Origin of the sequence: Aeromicrobium sp. UC242_57, from assembly GCF_044452305.1 — a bacterium.
Taxonomy (GTDB): domain Bacteria; phylum Actinomycetota; class Actinomycetes; order Propionibacteriales; family Nocardioidaceae; genus Aeromicrobium.
In genome coordinates this window covers 822,632-842,657 of sequence record NZ_JBIOAM010000003.1, presented here as the reverse complement: position 1 = coordinate 842,657, position 20,026 = coordinate 822,632, and the positions used below count along the sequence as shown (strand labels likewise).

General features: G+C 66.0%; 18 protein-coding genes, 1 tRNA gene and 8 pseudogenes. 4 read left to right on the top strand and 23 right to left on the bottom strand.

Annotated features, from left to right (window positions below):
* The first annotated feature begins 103 nt into the window (after positions 1 to 103).
* On the top strand, positions 104 to 505 hold the full coding sequence (locus ACHMWU_RS15240; protein WP_396044882.1) for a hypothetical protein: 402 nt from the start codon (positions 104 to 106) through the stop codon (positions 503 to 505).
* Between the two features lie 162 nt (positions 506 to 667).
* Here the strand turns inward: ACHMWU_RS15240 and ACHMWU_RS15235 are convergent, their stop codons facing one another.
* The 4 genes and pseudogenes from ACHMWU_RS15235 to ACHMWU_RS15220 form a co-directional block, all read right to left on the bottom strand.
* The gene (locus ACHMWU_RS15235) at positions 668 to 889 is read right to left on the bottom strand and encodes an SDR family oxidoreductase (RefSeq protein WP_396044880.1); all 222 of its coding nucleotides are present in this window, start codon (positions 887 to 889) and stop codon (positions 668 to 670) included.
* A complete protein-coding gene (locus ACHMWU_RS15230; protein WP_396044878.1) occupies positions 886 to 1,422 on the bottom strand; it encodes an SDR family NAD(P)-dependent oxidoreductase in 537 nt (178 codons plus the stop codon). The genes ACHMWU_RS15235 and ACHMWU_RS15230 overlap by 4 nt, the downstream gene beginning before the upstream one ends.
* Positions 1,423 to 1,538: 116 nt before the next feature.
* A complete protein-coding gene (locus ACHMWU_RS15225; protein ID WP_396044876.1) occupies positions 1,539 to 1,892 on the bottom strand; it encodes an aldo/keto reductase in 354 nt (117 codons plus the stop codon).
* A pseudogene (locus ACHMWU_RS15220) lies at positions 1,856 to 2,408 on the bottom strand (aldo/keto reductase). Before ACHMWU_RS15220 ends, ACHMWU_RS15225 begins: the two are co-directional and overlap by 37 nt.
* 175 nt (positions 2,409 to 2,583) lie before the next feature.
* Here ACHMWU_RS15220 and ACHMWU_RS15215 point away from each other — a divergent pair.
* Together ACHMWU_RS15215 and ACHMWU_RS15210 are read left to right on the top strand one after the other, a co-directional pair.
* Entirely contained in the window at positions 2,584 to 2,961 is a 378-nt protein-coding gene (locus ACHMWU_RS15215; RefSeq protein WP_396044874.1) for a TetR family transcriptional regulator, read from the top strand.
* Positions 2,910 to 3,392 (top strand): hypothetical protein, encoded by a 483-nt coding sequence (locus tag ACHMWU_RS15210; RefSeq protein ID WP_396046796.1) that lies wholly within the window; start codon positions 2,910 to 2,912, stop codon positions 3,390 to 3,392. Before ACHMWU_RS15215 ends, ACHMWU_RS15210 begins: the two co-directional genes overlap by 52 nt.
* Here ACHMWU_RS15210 and ACHMWU_RS15205 read toward each other — a convergent pair.
* Positions 3,325 to 4,362: a sugar ABC transporter substrate-binding protein gene (locus ACHMWU_RS15205; RefSeq protein ID WP_396044872.1), complete on the bottom strand. Its 1,038-nt coding sequence runs from the start codon at positions 4,360 to 4,362 to the stop codon at positions 3,325 to 3,327. The genes ACHMWU_RS15210 and ACHMWU_RS15205 overlap by 68 nt on opposite strands.
* A 451-nt stretch (positions 4,363 to 4,813) precedes the next feature.
* Positions 4,814 to 5,641, bottom strand: coding sequence for a mycofactocin-coupled SDR family oxidoreductase (locus tag ACHMWU_RS15200; protein ID WP_396044870.1), 828 nt, complete (start codon positions 5,639 to 5,641; stop codon positions 4,814 to 4,816).
* A 963-nt stretch (positions 5,642 to 6,604) separates the two neighbouring features.
* On the opposite strand from ACHMWU_RS15200, the pseudogene ACHMWU_RS15195 reads away from it, so the two are divergent.
* Positions 6,605 to 7,238: pseudogene (locus tag ACHMWU_RS15195) on the top strand (LLM class flavin-dependent oxidoreductase).
* Positions 7,239 to 7,357: 119 nt separating this feature from the next.
* Here ACHMWU_RS15195 and ACHMWU_RS15190 read toward each other — a convergent pair.
* The 17 genes and pseudogenes from ACHMWU_RS15190 to ACHMWU_RS15110 form a co-directional block, all read right to left on the bottom strand.
* On the bottom strand, positions 7,358 to 8,200 hold the full coding sequence (locus ACHMWU_RS15190) for an enoyl-CoA hydratase/isomerase family protein (protein WP_396044868.1): 843 nt from the start codon (positions 8,198 to 8,200) through the stop codon (positions 7,358 to 7,360).
* A 402-nt stretch (positions 8,201 to 8,602) separates the two neighbouring features.
* A tRNA-Pro gene (locus ACHMWU_RS15185) sits at positions 8,603 to 8,676 on the bottom strand.
* 78 nt (positions 8,677 to 8,754) lie between these two features.
* Positions 8,755 to 10,080: pseudogene (der, locus tag ACHMWU_RS15180) on the bottom strand (ribosome biogenesis GTPase Der).
* Positions 10,081 to 10,326: 246 nt separating this feature from the next.
* Positions 10,327 to 10,776 (bottom strand): annotated as a pseudogene (locus tag ACHMWU_RS15175) (lysophospholipid acyltransferase family protein); the annotation flags it as partial.
* A pseudogene (cmk, locus tag ACHMWU_RS15170) lies at positions 10,773 to 11,434 on the bottom strand ((d)CMP kinase). The pseudogenes ACHMWU_RS15175 and cmk, both read right to left, overlap by 4 nt.
* A gap of 81 nt (positions 11,435 to 11,515) precedes the next feature.
* Complete coding sequence (locus ACHMWU_RS15165; RefSeq protein ID WP_396047010.1) at positions 11,516 to 11,674, bottom strand: hypothetical protein; 159 nt, start codon at positions 11,672 to 11,674, stop codon at positions 11,516 to 11,518.
* 196 nt (positions 11,675 to 11,870) lie between these two features.
* Positions 11,871 to 12,023, bottom strand: a pseudogene (locus tag ACHMWU_RS15160) (prephenate dehydrogenase dimerization domain-containing protein); the annotation flags it as partial.
* A complete protein-coding gene (locus ACHMWU_RS15155; RefSeq protein ID WP_396044866.1) occupies positions 12,011 to 12,589 on the bottom strand; it encodes a prephenate dehydrogenase/arogenate dehydrogenase family protein in 579 nt (192 codons plus the stop codon). The pseudogene ACHMWU_RS15160 and the gene ACHMWU_RS15155, both read right to left, overlap by 13 nt.
* Positions 12,586 to 13,344 (bottom strand): annotated as a pseudogene (locus tag ACHMWU_RS15150) (pseudouridine synthase). Before ACHMWU_RS15150 ends, ACHMWU_RS15155 begins: the two are co-directional and overlap by 4 nt.
* Positions 13,345 to 13,380: 36 nt before the next feature.
* Positions 13,381 to 14,031 carry an SMC-Scp complex subunit ScpB gene (locus ACHMWU_RS15145; RefSeq protein ID WP_396044864.1) on the bottom strand — a complete coding sequence of 217 codons (651 nt, stop codon included), beginning with the start codon at positions 14,029 to 14,031 and terminating at the stop codon, positions 13,381 to 13,383.
* Positions 14,024 to 14,782, bottom strand: a complete 759-nt coding sequence (locus ACHMWU_RS15140; RefSeq protein WP_396046794.1) for a segregation and condensation protein A — start codon at positions 14,780 to 14,782, stop codon at positions 14,024 to 14,026. Before ACHMWU_RS15140 ends, ACHMWU_RS15145 begins: the two co-directional genes overlap by 8 nt.
* Positions 14,783 to 14,901: 119 nt before the next feature.
* Positions 14,902 to 15,259, bottom strand: a pseudogene (locus ACHMWU_RS15135) (hypothetical protein).
* Positions 15,244 to 16,086 carry a ParA family protein gene (locus ACHMWU_RS15130; protein WP_396044862.1) on the bottom strand — a complete coding sequence of 281 codons (843 nt, stop codon included), beginning with the start codon at positions 16,084 to 16,086 and terminating at the stop codon, positions 15,244 to 15,246. The pseudogene ACHMWU_RS15135 and the gene ACHMWU_RS15130 overlap by 16 nt, the downstream one beginning before the upstream one ends.
* A 114-nt stretch (positions 16,087 to 16,200) precedes the next feature.
* Positions 16,201 to 17,124, bottom strand: a complete 924-nt coding sequence (locus tag ACHMWU_RS15125; RefSeq protein WP_396044860.1) for a site-specific tyrosine recombinase XerD — start codon at positions 17,122 to 17,124, stop codon at positions 16,201 to 16,203.
* Positions 17,121 to 17,699: an NUDIX domain-containing protein gene (locus ACHMWU_RS15120; RefSeq protein ID WP_396044858.1), complete on the bottom strand. Its 579-nt coding sequence runs from the start codon at positions 17,697 to 17,699 to the stop codon at positions 17,121 to 17,123. Before ACHMWU_RS15120 ends, ACHMWU_RS15125 begins: the two co-directional genes overlap by 4 nt.
* A 25-nt stretch (positions 17,700 to 17,724) precedes the next feature.
* Positions 17,725 to 19,404, bottom strand: coding sequence for a CTP synthase (locus ACHMWU_RS15115; RefSeq protein WP_396044856.1), 1,680 nt, complete (start codon positions 19,402 to 19,404; stop codon positions 17,725 to 17,727).
* Complete coding sequence (locus ACHMWU_RS15110) at positions 19,394 to 20,026, bottom strand: copper transporter (RefSeq protein WP_396046792.1); 633 nt, start codon at positions 20,024 to 20,026, stop codon at positions 19,394 to 19,396. The genes ACHMWU_RS15115 and ACHMWU_RS15110 overlap by 11 nt, the downstream gene beginning before the upstream one ends.

Here is a 20,026-nt window from a genome sequence, read left to right as displayed (position 1 = left end):
CATGAGGTCATGCTAGTTCCCGACCGGTGCACCACCTCCACCTACGATGGGGCCGTGACTGCGCCGAACCCTGCTCACAAGCTTCCAGGTCGCCCTGCTCGTCGTGGCCTGGTTCAACCTGGTCTCGGCACTGATCGGGATGGTCGGGCTCACCGTCGGCGGCGGTCTCGGCCTGCCGACGGAGTGGCTCGACGGGACGGGGTTCGCGTCGTACTTCTGGCCCGGAGTGTTCCTCGGCGTCGTCGTCGGCGGAGTCCAGGCCCTCGCGCTCATCGCCCAGCGCGGCCGCTTTCAGGCCGTGTGGGGCATGCACGCCGCGGCTGGCCTGGTGATGATGATCTGGATCTTCGCCGAGATCGCGATCATCCTCGCCTGGTCGCCCCTGCACGGCATCTACTTCGCGACCGGACTGATCCAGACGGTGCTGGCCGTGCTGGCGCTCGGCGCATGGCCCTCGCCGTTCCTGCTGCGATCCGCAGAGACGGCTCCTCGCTCCCACGCCTAGAGATCGTTGTCTCGCAACCACGCGCGCAGCCGTCTTCGAGGAAGTCGACATACCCACGTCCGGTCGACAGCTCTGAGAATTCCTTGGCGTCAGAGAAATCTGCCGCACTTCACGTCAAGACCCGCGGCGTCTTTCCACCACCTCCGCGGGTCTTGGACGATGTCAGTACAGCGTGGTCTGACCACCGTCGATGACGAGGTCGTGCCCGACGACGAAGGCGGACTCATCGGAGGCCAGGTAGGAGACTGCGGCCGCGACCTCGCGGGGGTCGCCGAACCGACCTGCGGGGATCCCCTGCCGAATCCCCTCCATGACCTCGCTGCGATACTCCGCCGGAATGGCAGCCTTGTCATAGAGAGGAGTGGCGATCGGGCCAGGACTCACAGCGTTGAACCGGATCCCGTGGCTGGAGAACAGATCCGCGTTCCAGCTCTGACCAGCGACGACACCGCGGCCTTGGTCGAGGCGTAGGCATTGGCGTGTGACGCACCCCCATGCGCACTGGTCGAGGAATTGACGACTACCGACGCCGGTCTCGCCATGACGGGCACGAGGGCCTGCATCAGGAAGAAGGGACTCTTGACGTTGATGTCGAAGAGGCGGTCGTAGCTTGCTTCGTCGTGCTGATCGAATGGTCGCCAGTCCGACACGCCGGCATTGAGGAAGACGACGTCGAGCTCGCCGAAGTGGTCTCGGGCGAGACCAGCGAGACCGCGCTGGGCGTCGAGATCGAGCGCGTCGGCGCCGATACCGAGGACGTCGGCGCCCAGCGTCGCGGCTGCAGCTTCAGCGCCGTGTTGGGTGCTGCCGGTGATGATGACTCGTGCCCCCTCTGCCAGGAAGAGGCGTGCGGTCTCCATTCCGATACCGCTGGTGCCTCCGGTGATGAGGGCGCGCTTGTCGTGCAGTCGGGTCATGGGTTGCTCCTAGGATAGATAGATAGATAGATGGATAGGTAGTGACGGGGAGATGGCCCCCGAAGGTCTTCGGTGCTGGTGCGCGAGCGGAGCAGTTGAGGATCTATGCCTGCTCGCTACGCGGAGTGGGCACCGTGCGGGGCGATCTCGTCGATGAGATCCAGGTCGTCCTTGCTGAGTTCCAGCTTCGCGGCGAGGTTGTTCTGGGCAACCCGTGCTGCGCTCCCGGAGCCGGGAATGGGCACGATGTAGGGCTTGCGGGCCACCAGCCACGCGAGGGCCAGCTGAGACAGTGTCGCTCCTTTGCTCTGCGCCAAAGCAGTGAGCCGCTCGACGATCGCCACATTGGCGTCGAAGTTGCGCGGGGACCACCACCGTGAGTTCCGACGGAAGTCGCCGTCGGGGAACGCGTCGCGGGTCATGACCGAGCCGCTCAGGAAACCGCGCGCGAGCGGGGAGAAAGCAACCACGCCGATGCCGAGCTCCTCAAGGACGGGAAGTTCACCTCGGACTCCCGCGAGAAGATCGAGTACTCCACCTGAAGGACGCTGATCGGGTGCACCGCGTGCGCTCGGCGGACGTTGGCGAGGCTGGTGTTGGACAGACCGAGGTAGCGGACCTTGCCCGCCTCGACGTACTCCTGCATGACGCCGACGATCTCCTCGACCGGCACCAGCTGGATCGTCGACGTGCTGGTAGAGCACGTCCAGGTGATCAACACCCAGGTGACGCAGGCTGGCGTCGACAACCTCGCGCACGTGACGCGGGTTCGAGTTCGGGCGCAGCGGAGGTTCGAAACCGAACTTCGTCGCGATCGTGACATCGTCGCGGACCGAACCCAGTGCCCGACCCAGCAGGCGCTCACCTCGGCCCCAGCCATACAGCTCGGCGGTGTCGAAGTGCGTGACGCCGTCATCGAAGGCTCGGCGGATCGCCGCAATCGACGCGGCGTCGGTGCTTTCGTCGTCGCCCAGCGCGATGCGCATACCTCCGTAGCCGATCACCGAGGTGACCAATCCCTGTCTGCCCAGCTTGCGACGCTGCATCCCTTGTACTTCACGAGTCATGATGTCAGTCTACGCTACTTCTGTCAGCCTCTGACACCAGAGGTAGGATGACGACGTGCCTCCCACTCACGACCGAACCTCTGGACTGCGAGCTGTGACGCGCGACGCGGCCCGTCAGCACCTGTCCGACGTTGCCGTCGATCTCTTCGCCCAGCACGGATTCGATTCAGTGACGGTCGAGCAGATCGCCGATGCAGCCGGCATCTCGGCTCGCAGCGTGCATCGCTATTTCGCGGCCAAGGAGGACATGGTCATCGGAATGTTCGAGGCGAACGGGGAGTTCGTGCGAGACGCGCTCCTGGGGCGTCCGGTCGATGAATCGGTCCTGACGTCCCTCTACGCCGCCATTGCGGCCCTCATCCATCGGGGACCTCAACGGAACCGCGACAAGGCGGCGATGCGCCTCCTCGCCACCACGCCATCTGTGCGCGCCCGCAACGTGGAGAAGCACTTGGCCTGGAGCGGCTGCTGACGCCTGTCGTCGCAGCGCGGCTCGACGGCCCGGATGAACACCTCCGGGCGCGAGTGCTTGTGCAGGCCGTCTTGGGCGCCTTCCAACTGGCGCTGATGGCATGGGCCGATGACCCCGCCCAGCGGTCCATCCCGGAACTCCTCCATGTCACCTTCAGAGACCTTCAGCCGGGACGTCGAGCACCCGCTCCCAGATCACGGCACGCCGACCAAGCCATGACGGCCATCCTCACACCTGCGCCATCAACTGATCCCAGTCGAGATTGTGATCGTCACGAACACTGTCGACATGGACCACCTGCAGCTCGGGAAGAGGTCATGGGCCTCAGCCCCCACTGGCCTCCTCCACCCCGTCGGCGGCTCCCTATCGCGCTTCCGCATTGTCGATGGTGTTCGGCACATAGTCACCGCTGCTCGCAATGTCGGGCGTGACATACGTGAAGAACGGAGGCTCTTGCTCTGAGAACGATTCCAGAGGATGTCCGTCGTTGGCAATGACTCGAGGCACCGGATTGCCGGCAACAGCTTCGTGCAGCATCAGAAGCGCTGTCTGGGCCGACGTGCCGTTGTAGTAGGGATGCGTACCGGCCGCCTTGCCTTCTTTCATGAGGTCGACCAACAACTGAGTTCCGCCCGACATGTAGACCTTGACCTTGTCGGTGAGACCGGCCGCTTCGACAGCGGTGACCGCGCCAGCACCCATCTCATCGGAAATCGCCACCACGAACGATGCGTCCCTATTGTCGTTGAGGTACTGCTCGGTGACTGCCTGCCCACCGGCAGCGTCAGGCGACGGCGAGTCTGCGCGCGTCAGGTCGACCCCGGCACTCTTTTCCAATGCACCGTCAAGTGCCGTGTTCCAGCCCGCCCCGCACACGCACATAGACGGCGAGAGAGCGATCGAGAGCCCCTTGGTGTCCGGCGCGTCTGCAAAGATCCGTTCGTGGAAGAGCCGCCACGTCGCGGTCGAGCTCGACCCGCCGACCACACCGAGGGTCCCGGGAACGTCCTGCTTCTCGATCGGCTCGGTGTCTTTGCCACAGAGCGGGTTGATCAAGGAGACCACGAGGATGCCCGCCGTGGCGGCCTGTTGGGTGAAGGCGTCACACGACCCAACCCCGTCGACAGGATTGACGAGGATCGCGTCGTACTTCTTTGTGCTGATCGCCGCCTGGATCTGGTCGGCCTGCTTGCCGGCGTCGAACGCCGCATCAACCAGCTCGAGGTCCCAGTCGTAAGCCTCAGCCTGAGCCTTCGCCCATGCGTAGGTCGTCTGGAAGAACGGTGTCGCTCCACCACTCACGAACAGCCCGACCTTAAGCTTCTGATCCTTGTCGACGGTGACGGACTTGCCAGCGACGTCGATTGTCACCTTGCCACCGTCTACGGTCGGCTCGGTCACCTCAGATCCGGTGATCAGCCCGCTGAACTCCCCCAGGTCCGACACAGCGAGGGTCGTGGGCGCCGACGAGGCGGTCGGTGCGTCGGGCGTATCGCTGGTGCTGTCGGCACAAGCGGACAGCACCAGGCCAGTGGCCGCGATCACGGCGACGCTCCCGCCCGCCAGGACCGGCGTGGGGGCCCAGCAGCAGCACGCGGCGAACGGTTCATGAAGACCTTCTTCCAGTTCAGCGATGAATCACACGTCTCGTTCCGGCAGAGCACGTCGGCGGCGCCGCACCGACGCTGGTTCTAACCGAACAATTTGGTAGATTATTCGACCTAGTAATCGATATTTCGAACAAGTATGTGATCCAGGGCACATGCTGTCAAGGGTCGTTCCCATCCCACCTACGACGAACAAACGCCACCGGTCCTCGTAAGGACCAGTGGCGTTGCAGGAGGTCTGACGATCAAACGATGGTGTTGCCTTGATCGACCGGCAGCGCCACACCGGTGATAGTCCTGGCCAACGGTGACGCAAGGAACAGAACGGCATCGGAGATGTCGCTTGCCTCGGCGAGCGGTGGATCGTGCAGGACCTGCTTGAAGCTGTCCACGAAGGACGGATTGGCCCCCAAGATGCTCTCGCCGAAGGGGTGCATGCCTCCCATCGGCGTGTTCACGGCCCACGGGTGCACCGAATTGACCCGGATCTCGTGCTGACCAAGCTCGATGGCCGCCGCCTTCATGAGTCCGGTCACGCCGTACTTGGAGGCTGCGTACGCGATCATTCCCGGCAGGGCCTTGAGACCAGTGGCGGAACTGGTGATGATGATCGAACCACCCTGACCATTCTTGATCATCAGTGGCGCCGCAGCACGCAGCGTGTTGTACACGCCTGTGAGGTTGATGCCGATGGTGTCGTCCCAAGGGTCTTCGTCGCCGGCGTCGAGCAGGCCACCCCAGACGTTGACGCCAGCATTGGCCACAACGATGTCCAAGCCACCCAGTTCCGCTGCCCCTGAGCGTACGAACTCAGTCAAGGCACCAAGATCCCGCACGTCGATCTCACCTGTGACGATCTTGCCGCCAGCCTTCTCGACCAGCGAATGAGTCTCGGCCAGGTCCTCAGGTGTCGCCGGGTCGTAGACAGCGGTCGACACCCGTCGGCAGACATCGAGTGCGAGGATCGAAGCGCCCTGCTCGGCCATCTTCAGCGCATGGCTGCGGCCCTGGCCGCGAGCGGCGCCCGTAATGAGGGCAACCTTGCCTTCCAACAAACCGGTCATCGTGGACATGTTTCTCCTGTCGTCGTGCATGCGTGTTGCTGCGGAAGCGTCAAGCGACGCATTGAGTTTCGAGTCATCGACTCGAAATTTTCACCAATCCGGCCGGATGGGCGAGGTTTTCGACGCGCGGGCTGACAGCGCCCTTACGGCGACATGTCGACCTTGCGCTTCTGGCCCCGGCAGACCCCGGGCCAGATCGAGACGAACCCAGCCAGCGCGGCGCCCCTCGCCTCATCATGGAACGGCACTCGCGACAACCGTCGGTCACAGATCTGCGGTGCGCGATGGGCGTGCTCACGACATGCACCAAGCGCCGAAAGCCCCGCGACCTGCCGAACCACACAAACGGGCACTGGCCACAACCGACCGCCGACCCCGAATGCGATAAATCAGATAGATCATTGTCTTGTGGAACTTAGCAGACGCTCCACGACCCATCAATAGGCCTTTGCGACCAATAGCCGAGCCGGTGGGAGCCACCGCGGGGGCTCTTTTCATCTCGTCAAGAACACGTATTATCAGCACAATCAATAAACTGACAGGGTCGATTGGCGTTCCGCGGGAATCAATAGTGATCGCTGAGCGGTCGACCACAGGCAAGCGCAAGGCTCGCCAAGCGCTGCGACGGCGTTCGCCAACCGCAGCCGTCGCAGAGCGAATGGCGCTAACAAGAGGAGAAACTCGTGATGACGACGAAGCATGATTCGAGCCAGGAGCCGACGTGGACCTAGGACTGTTTCTGCCGATGGTCAACCGACACCCTCCGTTCGTCGCACCCCGTTGGGAGGACGAGGCACGGCCAGATGATCTCGCGTTCATCGCACGAGCGGCCGACGAAGCCGGTTGCAGGTTCCTTTGCGCACCGGAGCACGTCGCCATGCCGCTCGCACGCCGAGAGGTCCGCGGCGACAAGTATTGGGACCCTTTCTCGACCCTCGGCTATCTCGCAGCGGTGACGCGACGCATCGAGCCGTGACCTATATCCTTCCGCTGCCCTACCACCATCCGCTCGAGATCGTGAAGCGCGCGGGCACGCTCGACCTGTTGGCAGGCGGCCGCGTCCACCTCGGCGTTGGGGTCGGATCATTACGTGAAGAGTTCGAAGCTTCTCGGCGCACAGTTCGAGGGGCGCGGCAGCCTGTCAGACGATGCGCTTCGTGCAATCCGTGCGGCACGTGGCCAGGAACTGGTGTCCTACAGCGGAACCCATTTCAACTACACCGATTTCGTGGTCGAGCCAACTCTGCGCGCGGACGCGCCGCTGTGGCTTGGAGGCCAGGGCAAGAGGTCGCTTCGCCGCGCCCTCGAGTTCGCAGATTACTGGTCCCCCGTCGGGCTGGGCCTGGATGACATCGTCACGATGCTGGGCTCGCCTGACATGAAGGAGTTGGCGGACGCGCGCAAGAACCCACTCCACCTGGCGTACTACCGTTCCGACCTCAAGGTCGACCCACTCGGAGACACAGCGTCGGTCCGACAGCTCGTGGAAGAGTCGGCAGAGGCCGGTATGGATGCGATCATCCTGTCTGTCGACAGCGAAAGTCCCGCACACTACGCCGAGCAGGTTGAGGCAGCCGTCGAGATGACCTCCGCCGTTTCAGCATGAGCCTTCGCCACCATCCGCCGTAGTCGCTAGCCCGGGCTGTGGCGCCGCAACGGAGCCCGCCCCAAGGTGCAGACAGACGATGCGTCGCTCTGAACCTTGGGTGCGGGAGTTGTGGGGGCTTAGGGAGTAGTCGACGCCTGCTTCCTGCCGTTCTTGAAGAAGTCGCGCAAGCGGGTCTTGGAATCGCTGGTCGAGTAGGACTCGCACCACATGTCGAGTTCGATCGTCGCAGCTTCTTCGTGGCTCAGCTCGCCCGCGCGATCGATAAAGGCCTTCATGTTCGCTTGGGCGGGGCCCGCAAATGCAGCGAACACGCGAGCGAGCTCCAAGGCGCGATCGACAGCTTCGCCGGACGGGGCAACCTCGTCGACCAGCCCGATCGCCAGGGCCTCCTGCGCGGTGATGAGCTGCCCGCCGAGGTACATCTTCTTGGCCCTGGACGTCCCGATCAGTGCCGCCATACGAGCAAGCCCGCCGCCGATCGTTCCACCACCAAGCGTCACCTCGGGCGAACCGAGCTGGGCGTCATCAGCGGTCACTCGGTAATCGCATGCGAGCGCGAACTCCAGGCCTCCACCCCGGGCCATGCCCTCAACGGCTGCCACCACGGCACACGGCAGCGCGGAGAGCGCTGCGAAAGTGCGCTGGTACTTCTCCCCGAGCTCACGGACATATACCGGATCAGTGATACGTGCTACCGCATCGTCCAGCTCCCCGTCCGGGATATCTGTACGACCTTCGAAGTGGATACGTCGCGTCTCGGAGATCTCTCCGCCGACTGCGAAGGCTTCACGGGATCCTGTCAGGACGACCGCGCGTGGCAGGCTGATCTGCAACTGCTGCACGATGGTGAGCACATCCGCGAAGACACCGCTGACCAGAGCGTTGATGGGCGGATTGTCGATGGAAATGACGGCGATCTCGCCATCCTCCCAATGCAGGTGGGCAAAACTTGTCGTCACGTCGCAATCTCCTCCAGAAAATGAAATTTAATAATTGCATAAATAGCACCTATTGATCCACCCCTGACCCACCCTGGTGCGATCCTCACTGGAAGCGACGCTCTCCCATGCATGCTCGCCGAAACCCGCCGGAGCAAGAATGATCAAGCGGCCTAGGCTCTCGGCCGATCGTATGCAGGCTGAGGTTCGCGTAGCGTCAGACGAGTTCAACCCCCCGCCGCCCCAGCCCAGTTCAACACCATGCCCAAAGTTGCCTACTGGCAGCCGTCTCCCGGCCCTCACCGGCGAACTCCTACGCGAACTCACCATCAACCCCGACCGCGACTACCAAGCCAGAAACTAAAAGTCCCGAACCTGCTTCCGCAGGTTCGGGACTTTCCTATCTCTTGCGAGATCACAACGTCGGGCTGACAGGATTTGAACCTGCGACCCCTTGACCCCCAGTCAAGTGCGCTACCAAGCTGCGCTACAGCCCGATTGGTACCGAAGAAGAACTTTACCGTAGGCCGTCTGAGCGCCCTCCACCGGGGAGAGCCTCAGACGAACACCGCGGATCAGCGGCGTTCGCGCTTCTTGCGCGGACGCTGCTGCAGGTGGATCGGCGAACCGACGAAGCCGAACTCTTCACGCAGACGACGCTCGATGAAGCGCATGTAGGACGCTTCGAGCTTGCCCGAGGTGAACAGCACGAACGTCGGCGGAGCCGTCGACGCCTGGGTTCCGAACAGGATCTTGGACTGCTTGCCGCCGCGCACAGGATGCGGGTGCTCGGCGACCAGACGGCCCAGGAAGGCATTGAGCATGCCGGTGGGGACACGTGTGCTCCCAACCCTCCAGCGCAGCGTCCAACGCCCGTACGAGGCGGTCGACGTGCCAGCCGGTGCGGGCCGTGATGTTGATCGTCGGCGCCCACGGCACCTGGACGAGCTCGCGCTCCATCTCGCGCTCAAGGTAGTAGCGACGCTCTTCGTCGACCAGGTCCCACTTGTTGAACGCGATGATCAGCGCGCGCCCTGCTTCGGCGACCGAGCTGATGATGCGGATGTCCTGCTCGGTCATCGACTGGCTGCCGTCGATGATGACGACCGCGACCTCGGCCCGGTCGATCGCCGACGACGTGCGAAGGCTCGCGTAGTACTCGTGACCCGAGGCATCGCGCACGCGGCGACGGATACCGGCGGTGTCGATGAAGTTCCAGGTGCGACCGCCGAGCTCGACGATCTCGTCGACCGGGTCGACCGTGGTGCCCGAAGCGTTGTCGACGACAACACGCTCCTCGCCCGCGAGCTGGTTAGCAGGCTGGACTTGCCGACATTGGGCTTGCCGACGATCGCGACGCGACGCGGACCCTGGGGTGCGTCGAAGTCTTCAGGCGGCGGGTCGGGCAGCGCGTCGATGACCGCGTCGAGCATGTCGCCGCTGCCACGACCGTGCAGCGCCGAGACGGGGAACGGCTCGCCGAGCCCGAGGTTCCAGAGTCCGGCGGCCTCAGCCTCGGTGCGCTGGTCGTCGACCTTGTTGGCGGCCAGCACGACAGGCTTCTTGGCCTCGCGCAGCAGCCGGACGACCTTCTCGTCGACGTCGGTGATGCCGACTGTCGCATCGACGACGAACAGCACGGCGTCGGCGACCTGGATCGCGATCTCGGCCTGAGCGGCGATGCGCTCGGCCAGACCACGTGCGTCGGGGTCCCAGCCGCCGGTGTCGACGACCGTGAACGCACGGCCGTTCCAGACCGCGTCGTAGGACACCCGGTCACGGGTCACACCCGGCACGTCTTCGACGACGGCTTCACGCCGACCGATGATGCGGTTGACCAAGGTCGACTTTCCGACGTTGGGACGCCCGATCACTGCTAGAACGGGTACAACGTCAGACATCGGGAAGCTTCCTGTCGGCAAGGGGCCGGGCAAGTCGCGCTTCAACGCGGTCTTGGCCCGGGAGACATGGGCACGCAGGTGATCACGAATTTGCTCACCTGCGTCCTCCATCATCCCACGATCTCGCGGCCAAGCTTGCATCGGGAACTGGATCGGCTCGCCGTACACGATGTCGAGCCGTCTGCCACGCGGTGGACGGGCCTGCGAGGACTCCCCTGCCTCACGGGTTCCGAACAGCGCGACGGGCACGATCGGGGCACCGGTCACGAGGGCCAGGTAGGTGACGCCGCCCTTGAAGTGGGTGAACTCTCCATCGCCCCGGGCGCCTTCCGGGTACAGCAGGACGGCTTGGTCGGCGGCCAGCGCGCGGAGCGCCTGTCGCAGGGCACCTGCATCGGTGCGGTCACGAGCGACCTTGATCTGCCCGACGAAGCGCAGCAGCCGCCCGGTCTTGCCCGAGAACTCCTCTTCCTTCGCCATGGCATGCAGCGGACGTGGAGCAGTCGCCACCAGCAGGGGGCCGTCGAGCCAGCCGATGTGGTTGCTGGCGAAGATCACCGGGCCGGTCTCGGGGACGAGGTGCTGTCCACGCTCGTGGATCTCCCACTTGCGGTGGAAGTAGCCGTGCGCTCGGCGACGGGCGAATCGCAGCCCCGTCTCAGGGATCCCTCCGGCGGGGGTCGTCCGACCTGTCATCGCGTCGAGTCGACGATTCCGACGATGTGCGCGATGACCTCGTCCAACGTCAGGTGGGTGCCGTCGACCAGCACGGCGTCATCGGGCATGGCTAGCGGCGAGGCTGCACGGGTCGAGTCGATCTGGTCGCGGCGCGCCAAGGCCGCCTCGGTCGCAGCCGTGTCGGTGTCGCCGGTCTCGGCCGCACGACGGGCGGCGCGCGCGGCGGGGTCGGCCACGAGGTAGATCTTGACCCGCGCATCAGGCGCGACGACCGAGCCGATGTCACGCCCCTCCACCACGATTCCGTCGCTCTCGTCGATCGCGCTGCGCTGCAGGTCGACGAGCTGGGCGCGGATCTCGGGCACTGCTGCGACCTTGCTGACGGCCGACGTGACCCGCTCACTGCGGATCGGGTCTGACACGTCGACGTCGTCGGCGTAGATCGCCGGCGCTGCAGGATCAGTCGTCCAGCCCAGCACGACTTTCGTGGCTGCCTCGGCCATGGCTGACGAGTCGTCGAGGTCGACGTCACCTTCCAGCAGTGCCCACGTCATGGCGCGATACATCGCACCGTGTCGAGGTAGGCCAGGCCGAGCTGACCTGCGACTCCGCGTGACGTGCTCGACTTGCCGGAGCCGGACGGTCCGTCGATCGCGACGACCAGTGGCTTGCTCACGTGTTTCTCCTTGGCGTGCTGTGCTGTTGACGTGCTGTGCTGTTGACGTGCTGATGTGGTGCTGTTGAACGGGTGGCTGTCTCAAAGGTAGGCGGACCAGCCGCGCGCCGTCAGCGCTTCGACCAATGACTTGCCCACGCCGACCGCGACGGCGATCTCGGCGAGACCGCCCTGGCGCCCCAGGTCGTGGTCGAGGCGAAGATCCTCGATGTTGACACCCGATTGTCCCGTGTCGGCCATGAGCCTCGAGAAGCTCGCCGGGCTGGTCGGCGACCTGGACATAGACGATGTCGACCCGATCGGCTTGTGAACCGTGCTTGCCGGGGATCAGCTCGGTGCCCCGGCGTCCTGCGTCGAGCACGTCGGCGATGACGGTGTCGTCGGTTCCGAGCGCCGAGATGAGCCGGTCGAGATCGTCCCTGACCAGCGTGAGGACCGAGCGGACGTCATCGGCATTCGCACCGAGGATGTCGATCCACAGGGCACTGTCGCTGGCCGCGATGCGAGTCGTGTCGCGCAGACCCGGGCCGGACAACGAGAGCGAGTTGCCCTCGGCGCTGTTGAGGCGGGCCGCCGTCAAGGTCGACATGACCTGAGGGACGTGCGAGACCAGAGCGACGGCGCGGTCGTGGCTCGCCGCGTCGAGGATGATCGGGACCGCACCGGTGTGCAGGGCGAGGTCGACGACGGCGTCCAGCGCCCCCGAGAGCGTCCGCTTGCCCGGTGTGACAGCCCACGGCCGTCCCTCGAAGGCTGCGCAGAACCCGACATCGGCCCAGAACGTTCGCTCCCGGCCATCGGGTGACCACCTGCATAGCGTTCTGCGCCGGGCAACGAGTCGATCTCGGCGACCAGTCCCGACTTGACGCTCGTGACGTCGGTGACGAAGGCGTTCGGCCAGCGGTCCAAGGCATCGGCGACGACGTCTGCGGCCACCCGGGGCGGCACGGCGACCAGCACGAGGTACGGCTCGGTGCCGTCGAGCGCGCGGCCAGCTCCTCGCGACGCCGCGATCTCGACGTTGTCGACCTGCCAGTCGTCGAGCAGGACGTCGACGTCGTGCGCCCGCAGGGCCAGGCCGACCGATGTGCCGATCAGCCCGCAGCCGATGACCAGGACCGCCCCAGGCAGGGCGTTGGGGGATGCAGCCGTCACGTCTCGTCCACGCTGTCGAACAAGGCACCCAGCTCGTCACGGGTCAGATCGCGCATGGCGCCCGATGACAGCCCACCCAGGTGGAGCGGCCCGAAAGCTGTCCGGGTCAGCCGCGCACCGGATGACCGGCAGCGTCGAGCAGCCGGCGGACGATGCGGTTGCGTCCCATGTGGATGTCGAGCTCGACGATCGAGCGTCCGCGTGACCTGTCCTTGACCTGGAAACGGTCGACCTTGGCGGGTCCGTCGTCCAGCTCGATGCCCTTCTTGAGCTGGGGCGCCGAGCGTGTCGGGCACGTCTCCGTCGACCAGGGCGACGTACGTCTTGGTGATCTCGAACGACGGATGGGCCAGCTTGTGCGCCAGGTCGCCGTCGTTGGTCATGATCAGGAGCCCGGACGTGTCGGTGTCGAGCCGGCCGACGTGGAACAGCCGGTCCTCACGACCGGCGATGAACGACGACAGGTCGGGACGCCCCTGCTCGTCGGCCATCGACGTCACGATGCCACGCGGCTTGTTGAGCAGGACGTACGCGCGGTCGTTGGCAGCCGGGAGCCGCTTGCCGTTGACCCGGATGACGTCGGTCGCCGGGTCGACCCGGGCGCCCATGACGTCGATGATCTCGCCGTTGACCTCGACCCGCCCCTGGGCGATCATGTCGTCGCACCGGCGGCGGCTGCCGAGTCCCGCCTGCGCCAGCACCTTCTGCAGTCGGATCTCAGCCACGGTCATCCTCTTCATCGGTCGAGCCTTCATCGGTCGGGCCAGCCTCATCGGTCGAGCCTTCGTCGGTCACGTCGGTCGAGATCTCGTCTGGTCCGTCCGACAGGCCCAAGGCACCTTCGGTCTCAGCGGCCGCCACGAGCTCGTCCTCCATGTCGTCCATGTCGGGCAGGTGCTGCGCGATGTCGGGCAGCTCGCTGATGCTGCCGAGCCCCATGCGTTCGAGGAAGTAGTCGTCGTGCGGTACAGGATCGCGCCGCTCTCGGCGTCGGCCCCGCCTTCCTCGATCAGGCCCCGGGTCACGAGCGTGCGGACGACGCCATCGACGTTGACCCCGCGGATCGCCGAGATGCGCGAACGGCTGATGGGCTGCCGGTAGGCGACGACCGCCATCGTCTCCAGGGCTGCCTGGGTCAACCGGGCCTGCTGCCCGTCGAGGATGAACCGTTCGACGGCACCGGCGAACTCCTCGCGGGTGAAGAACCGCCAACCTCCGGCGACGTTGCGCAGCTCGAAGCCGCGGCCCTGCTCGGTGTACTCGGCGGCGAGCGTCTCGAGCGCCTGCGAGACATCGCTCGGCGGGTGCCCGACGGCTTGGGCCAGCGTCAGGTGGTCGAGCGGCTGGTCGGCCACCATCAGGACCGCCTCCAACGCCGGCAGGAGGTCGAGCATCTCCAGCTCGAGCTCGTGGGGTCCGGTGGGGACGTTCTGCTCAGTCATCGGTGCTCTCTGGTGTTTCGGTGTCGGTCAACAGTTCTGCATCGATCAGGACGGCTTCGTCGTCGAGGTCGAGCATCGGCTCGTCGAACTCGTCGCCGACGTCGATGTCGCCCTCGTCGGTGCCGGTCCAACGGACGTGCAGGTCTCCGAGAGGAGTGGCCTGCTCGAAGGCGATCGCGCCCTCACGGAACAGCTCGAGCACCGCGAGGAACCGGGCGACCTTCGTCATGATGTCAGGCGCGTCTGCGGTGAGCGCCCGGAACGTCATCTCGCCCTTGCGTCGCAGCTGGTCGACGACCAGGTGCGCCTGCTCACGGACGCTGACCTGGGGCGCGTGCAGGTGCGCCAGCGACAGGATCGGAACCGGCTTGTCCTCGAAGGCCCGGGCCGCCAGCTGGGCGAGCTCGACCGGCCCGACCGAGATGAGCACCTCGGGCAGCAGGTCGGCAAAGCGCGGCTCCAACGTCACGATGCGCGGGAACCGCCTGGACTCGCTGGCCAGCCGCTCGGCCATGACGCCGGCGACCTGCTTGAACGCGCGGTACTGCATGAGTCGGGCGAACAGCAGGTCTCGCGCCTCGAGCAGGGCGAGATCTTCTTCGTCCTCGACCTCGGCCTGCGGCAGGAGCCGTGCGGTCTTCAGGTCGAGCAGGGTGGCCGCGACCAGCAGGAAGTTGGTGGTCTGCTCCAGATCGTCGCCGAGCTCCTTGATGTAGGCGATGAACTCGCCGGTGACCGCCGACAGCGCCACCTCGGTGATGTCGAGCTCGTGCTTGGAGATCAGCTGCAGCAGCAGGTCGAAGGGGCCTTCGAAGTTGGTCAGGACGACCTGGAAGCCGGTGGGCGCGGGTTCTTCGACGTCCGCGACGGTCACGACTCGCTCAATCGCCGCGCGACGTCGCTGTTGGTTCCTCGGGAGCTCGAGATCGGCCAGCGCCACCGCGAGCGCTGCTCGGACGAACCGGCCACGGTCGACGCTGCGACCGAGCTCTCCGCGCAGTGTCAGCCGTGCCTGCTCGACGGCCAGCAGCTCGGCGGCCGTGACGTAGACGGTCATCTTCTCGTCGTGCTTGACCCGCCCGCTCGCCGCAACGCTGGGCTCAGGTTCTGGTTCGGGAGCCGGGGTCGCCTGCTTGGCCGGGGCGGTCGCACGGAAGAGCTCATCGGCACCCGGCATCGAGGGACGCTTGCTGGCGCCTCCTGCCGAGGGTGTCACGCGTCGGGGCATCGAACGAGTACCTCCCTGGCGAGCTGACGGTACGACTCGGCTCCCGGCGAGGTCGTGGCGTACTCGGTGATCGGCTCCCCCGCGACGGTGGAGTCGGAGAACTTGACGGTCCGGCGGATCACGGTGTGGAACACCAGGTCGCCCCAGCCCTCCACGAGGGTCTGCAGGACCTCCTTGCCGTGCAAGGTGCGGCTGTCGTACATCGTGCCGAGCAGGCCGATGATCTCGAGGTCGAAGTTGGTCCGGTCACGAACCTTCTCGATGGTGTCCTTGAGCAGGGCGACGCCGCGCAGTGCGAAGTACTCGCACTCGAGTGGCACCAGGACCCCGCTCGCGGCGGTCAGGGCGTTGACCGTGAGCAGACCGAGGGACGGCTGGCAGTCGATCAGGATGACGTCGTAGTCGTCGCGGACGGGCTTGAGCACCCGGGCAAGGACCTGTTCGCGTCCCACCTCGGTGACGAGCTGCATCTCAGCGGCCGACAGGTCGATGTTGGACGGCACCAGGTCGAGACCTTCGACCGTGGTGGGCATGATCAGGTCCTTGATCGTGATCTCACGATCCATCAGGACGTGGTAGATGCTCTGGTCGAGATCGTGGGCGTTGACGCCCAGGCCGACCGTCAGCGAACCCTGGGGGTCGAAGTCGACCAGCAGGACCCGGCGCCCTGTCTCGACGAGCGCCGCGCCCAGGTTGATGGTCGTCGTGGTCTTGCCGACGCCACCCTTCTGGTTGCACAGCGCGATGATCGTCGCGGGCTTGCCCGGATCACGAGGCGTGGGCTCTGGGAAGTCCGGCATCGGCCGTCCGGTCGGTCCCAGCTCCATGCTCATTCGGCTCCCCTGCACTAGACCGGCCTGCAACGAGACCCGACGGACGAGCGCCACTCTACCGCGACCTGCGCCCTCCACGATCACTCAACCGGTCAACTCGCCGTGCACCTACCGCGAGGCTCGTGGATGTGCTGTCGCATATATCTCTCGGAGCTTCTCCACGGTCACCAGCGTGTAGATCTGCGTCGTCGTCACCGATGCGTGCCCGAGCAGCTCTTGGACGACCCGCACGTCGGCGCCCCCGTCGAGCAGATGCGTCGCGAACGAGTGACGCAACGTGTGCGGAGACACGTCGGTGCCGATGCCGGCCCGGTCGGCGGCCTTCGTCAGGACGGTCCACGCACTCTGCCTCGACAGCCGACCGCCGCGGGCGTTCAGGAACACCGCCGGTGTGCGTGTCGTCGCCGAGACCAGGGCGGGACGCGAGACGGTCAGGTAGTCGCCCAGGGCGGCCAGCGCGTACGAGCCGAGCGGCACGATCCGCTGCTTGCCGCCCTTGCCGCGCAGCAGCACGACGCCTTCCTGAAGATCGAGGTCGTCGATGTCGAGGCCCACCGCCTCGGAGATGCGCGCCCCGGTGCCGTACAGCATTTCGAGCAGCGCCCGGTCGCGGGAGGCCAAGGTCGTCCCGGGTGCCCCGGCCGCGTTCAAGATTGCCTCGATGTCCGACAACGGCAGGGCCTTCGGCAGGCGTGCTGCCGGACGTGGCGGCTTGACTGCCGCCGTGACGTCGGCGGTCACAGCTGTTCTCGCAACCAGAAGCGGTGCAGACCGCGCACGGCCACGATCGTGCGAGCCGCGCTGGCCGTGCTGAGCGGCACGTGGTCGTCGTCGCCGGTGCGCAGCTCCCAAGAAGGCGGAGATGTCGAGCTCGGTGATCGCCGACGGATCGGTCAGCTCGCGTGAGCTCAGGAAGCCCAGGTAGCGGGACAGGTCGCGGCGGTACGAACGCAGGGTGTTGTCGGCCAAGCCACGTTCGACACCCAGGTGGCTGAGATAGTCACCGATGGCGCGACTGACGTCCTGGCTCATCTGGTGCGTTGTACCTGCACCGCGAGGATCGCCGCGACCGTCATCGAGTCGGTGATCCGACCGGCCAGGACCGCATCGACCGCCTGGTCGAACGGCAGCCACCACTGGACCATGGCAGCCTCTTCGGCCTCACGGTCGGTGCGGTCGGCCTCTGGCACCGCCGAGAGCCCGGATGCGCTGAAGACCTGCCACCCTTCGCTGGAGTAGCCGGGGGTCGCGAGCAGGTGCAGCACCGACTCCCAACGCTCAGCGACGATGTCGGCCTCTTCGGCCAGCTCGCGCACCGCGGCGTCCAAGGGCTTCTCGCCCGCAACGTCGAGCGTCCCGGCCGGGATCTCGAGCAAGAACTTGCCGACCGGGTGGCGGTACTGCTGGACCAGCAGCAACCGGTCGTCGTCATCGAGCGCCAGGACGCCGATCGCGCCGTTGGGCTGCACGACGGCACGCGCATGCTCGTCTCCGGCCGGATCGACGATCGTGTCGATCCGTAGTGAGACGTAGGGGCTCGCGAACTTCTCGACGCTGTCCGACACTGACCACGACTCATCGGTGTCGGCGACCTCTGGGTCGGCCAACCGCCCCGGAAGCTGCGGGTGGGGGTCATACCTCGACCGTCTGCGGCTCAGCCTCCACCGGAAGTCGGGTCTCGCGCTGCCGGATGATGGCCGCACCGACGAGGCCCGCGAACAGCGGGTGGGCCTTGGTCGGACGCGACTTCAGCTCGGGGTGAGCCTGGGTCGCGACGTAGTACGGGTGGACCTCACGCGGCAGCTCGACGAACTCGACGAGGGACGCATCGGGAGACGTTCCGCTGAAGACCAGTCCGGCCTTCTCGAGCGCCGGGCGATAGCTGTTGTTGACCTCGTAGCGGTGACGATGGCGCTCGTCGACCGTGGTCGTCCCGTACACCTCGGCGACGATGCTGCCGTCGGCCAGCGTGGCCGGGTACGAGCCGAGACGCATCGTTCCACCGAGATCGCCTTCGCCGTCGACGATCGACAGCTGCTCGGCCATCGTGGCGATGACCGGGTTGGCCGACTGGGGGTCGAACTCCGACGAGCTCGCACCGGCGATACCGGCGACGTTGCGGGCGTACTCGATGACCATGCACTGCAGGCCGAGGCACAGTCCCAGCACGGGGATGCCTTGCTCGCGGGCGTACTTCAGGGCGCCGAGCTTGCCTTCGATGCCACGGATGCCGAAGCCTCCGGGCACGCAGATCCCGTCGACGTCACCGAGGTTCTTGGTCGCGCCGGCGACCGTCTCGCAGTCATCTGATCCGACCCAGCGCAGCTTGACGCGCGCATTGTGGGCGAAGCCTCCGGCCCGCAGCGCCTCGCCGACCGACAGGTAGGCGTCGGGCAGGTCGATGTACTTGCCGACCAGGGCGATCGTGATCTCTTCGGACGGCTCGTGCACGCGGCGCAGCAGATCGTCCCACTGCGTCCAGTCGACGTCGCGGAACGGCAGGTCGAGACGCCGTACGACGTACGCGTCGAGTCCTTGCCGGTGCAGCACCTTGGGGATGTTGTAGATCGACGGCGCGTCGGCTGCCGTGACGACGGCCTCCTGGTCGACGTCGCACATCAGCGAGATCTTGGCCTTCATGCTCTCGGGGATCTCACGGTCGGCGCGGCAGACGATCGCGTCGGGCTGGATGCCGATCGACCGCAGTGCGGCCACCGAGTGCTGGGTCGGCTTGGTCTTGAGCTCGCCGGAGGGACCGATGTAGGGGATCAGCGACACGTGCAGGAAGAACACGTTGCCGCGGCCGACGTCATGACGCACCTGCCGGGCGGCCTCGAGGAAGGGCAGCGACTCGATGTCGCCGACCGTTCCGCCGATCTCGGTGATGACGACATCGACCTCGGGCCCGGCCATGGCGCGGATGCGCGACTTGATCTCGTTGGTGATGTGCGGGATGACCTGGACGGTGTCGCCCAGGTAGTCGCCGCGGCGTTCGCGCGCGATGACCTCGGAGTAGACCTGACCGGTCGTGACATTGGCCTTGCCCGACAGGTCGACGTCGAGGAAGCGTTCGTAGTGTCCGATGTCGAGATCTGTCTCGGCGCCGTCCTCGGTCACGAAGACCTCACCGTGCTGGAACGGGTTCATGGTGCCGGGATCGACGTTGAGGTACGGATCGAGCTTCTGCATCGTGACGCGCAGGCCGCGCGACTTCAGCAGGCGTCCCAGGCTGGAGGCGGTCAAGCCTTTGCCGAGCGAGGAAGCAACCCCGCCGGTGACGAAAACGTGCTTGGTAACCGCGCTACCTGGCAAGGTGACTCCCGTGGTCGAGTGAGGTGTCGAGCGCTCTGGATGCAGGTATTTGCATCAGGCCTCCACGGGATTCCAGCCTACCAATAATCGGCCGTGGATGGAGAACCGACGACGTGTCGGATCCCCCACATCCCATGTTTTCGCCATGTTGCCAGCGTCGACAACGAGCGGTGACTACTTGGGCAGTGCCCCGTCGTCGCTGCGGGAGGTGCCCCGACGAGCCCGGTTGATCGGCCACCTGCGCTGCGGTCGCGAGCACGGCCACGATGCGTCCGGCCGCCGAGTCGATGACGTCGACCGTCGAGATCTCGGCAGCGGCGCCGCCCTCACGCACGGCCTTGACCGCCCCGCCGTCCGCGCTCGACGACGGCGGACCGGCGACGACGACGCCCTTGCCAGTCGGGTTCAACGACGCAGCCAGCGCGGCGATCACGGTGCTGCGGTCGCTGCCGTTGGAGTCATTGGGGCCGGCCACGATGATCGCCACCGTGGCAGCGCGCTTCGGCGCCTTGGTCTGGGTGATCAGATCGCCCTCGGCAAAGGCCGAGCGGACGGTCGTGGCCGTCGCGTCCAGCGCAGCCGCGGTGTCGGCCATGAGGGCGCGAGCCAGTGCAGCCCCGAT

Excerpts from the sequence above, each read along its gene's own strand:
- ACHMWU_RS15230 (WP_396044878.1), bottom strand. The coding sequence starts at position 1,422 with ATGACCCGACTGCACGACAAGCGCGCCCTCATCACCGGAGGCACCAGC.
- ACHMWU_RS15200 (WP_396044870.1), bottom strand. The coding sequence starts at position 5,641 with ATGTCCACGATGACCGGTTTGTTGGAAGGCAAGGTTGCCCTCATTACG.
- ACHMWU_RS15165 (WP_396047010.1), bottom strand. The coding sequence starts at position 11,674 with ATGGCCGACACGGGACAATCGGGTGTCAACATCGAGGATCTTCGCCTC.
- ACHMWU_RS15145 (WP_396044864.1), bottom strand. The coding sequence starts at position 14,031 with ATGACTGAGCAGAACGTCCCCACCGGACCCCACGAGCTCGAGCTGGAG.
- ACHMWU_RS15130 (WP_396044862.1), bottom strand. The coding sequence starts at position 16,086 with ATGGAGCTGGGACCGACCGGACGGCCGATGCCGGACTTCCCAGAGCCC.
- ACHMWU_RS15125 (WP_396044860.1), bottom strand. The coding sequence starts at position 17,124 with ATGAGCCAGGACGTCAGTCGCGCCATCGGTGACTATCTCAGCCACCTG.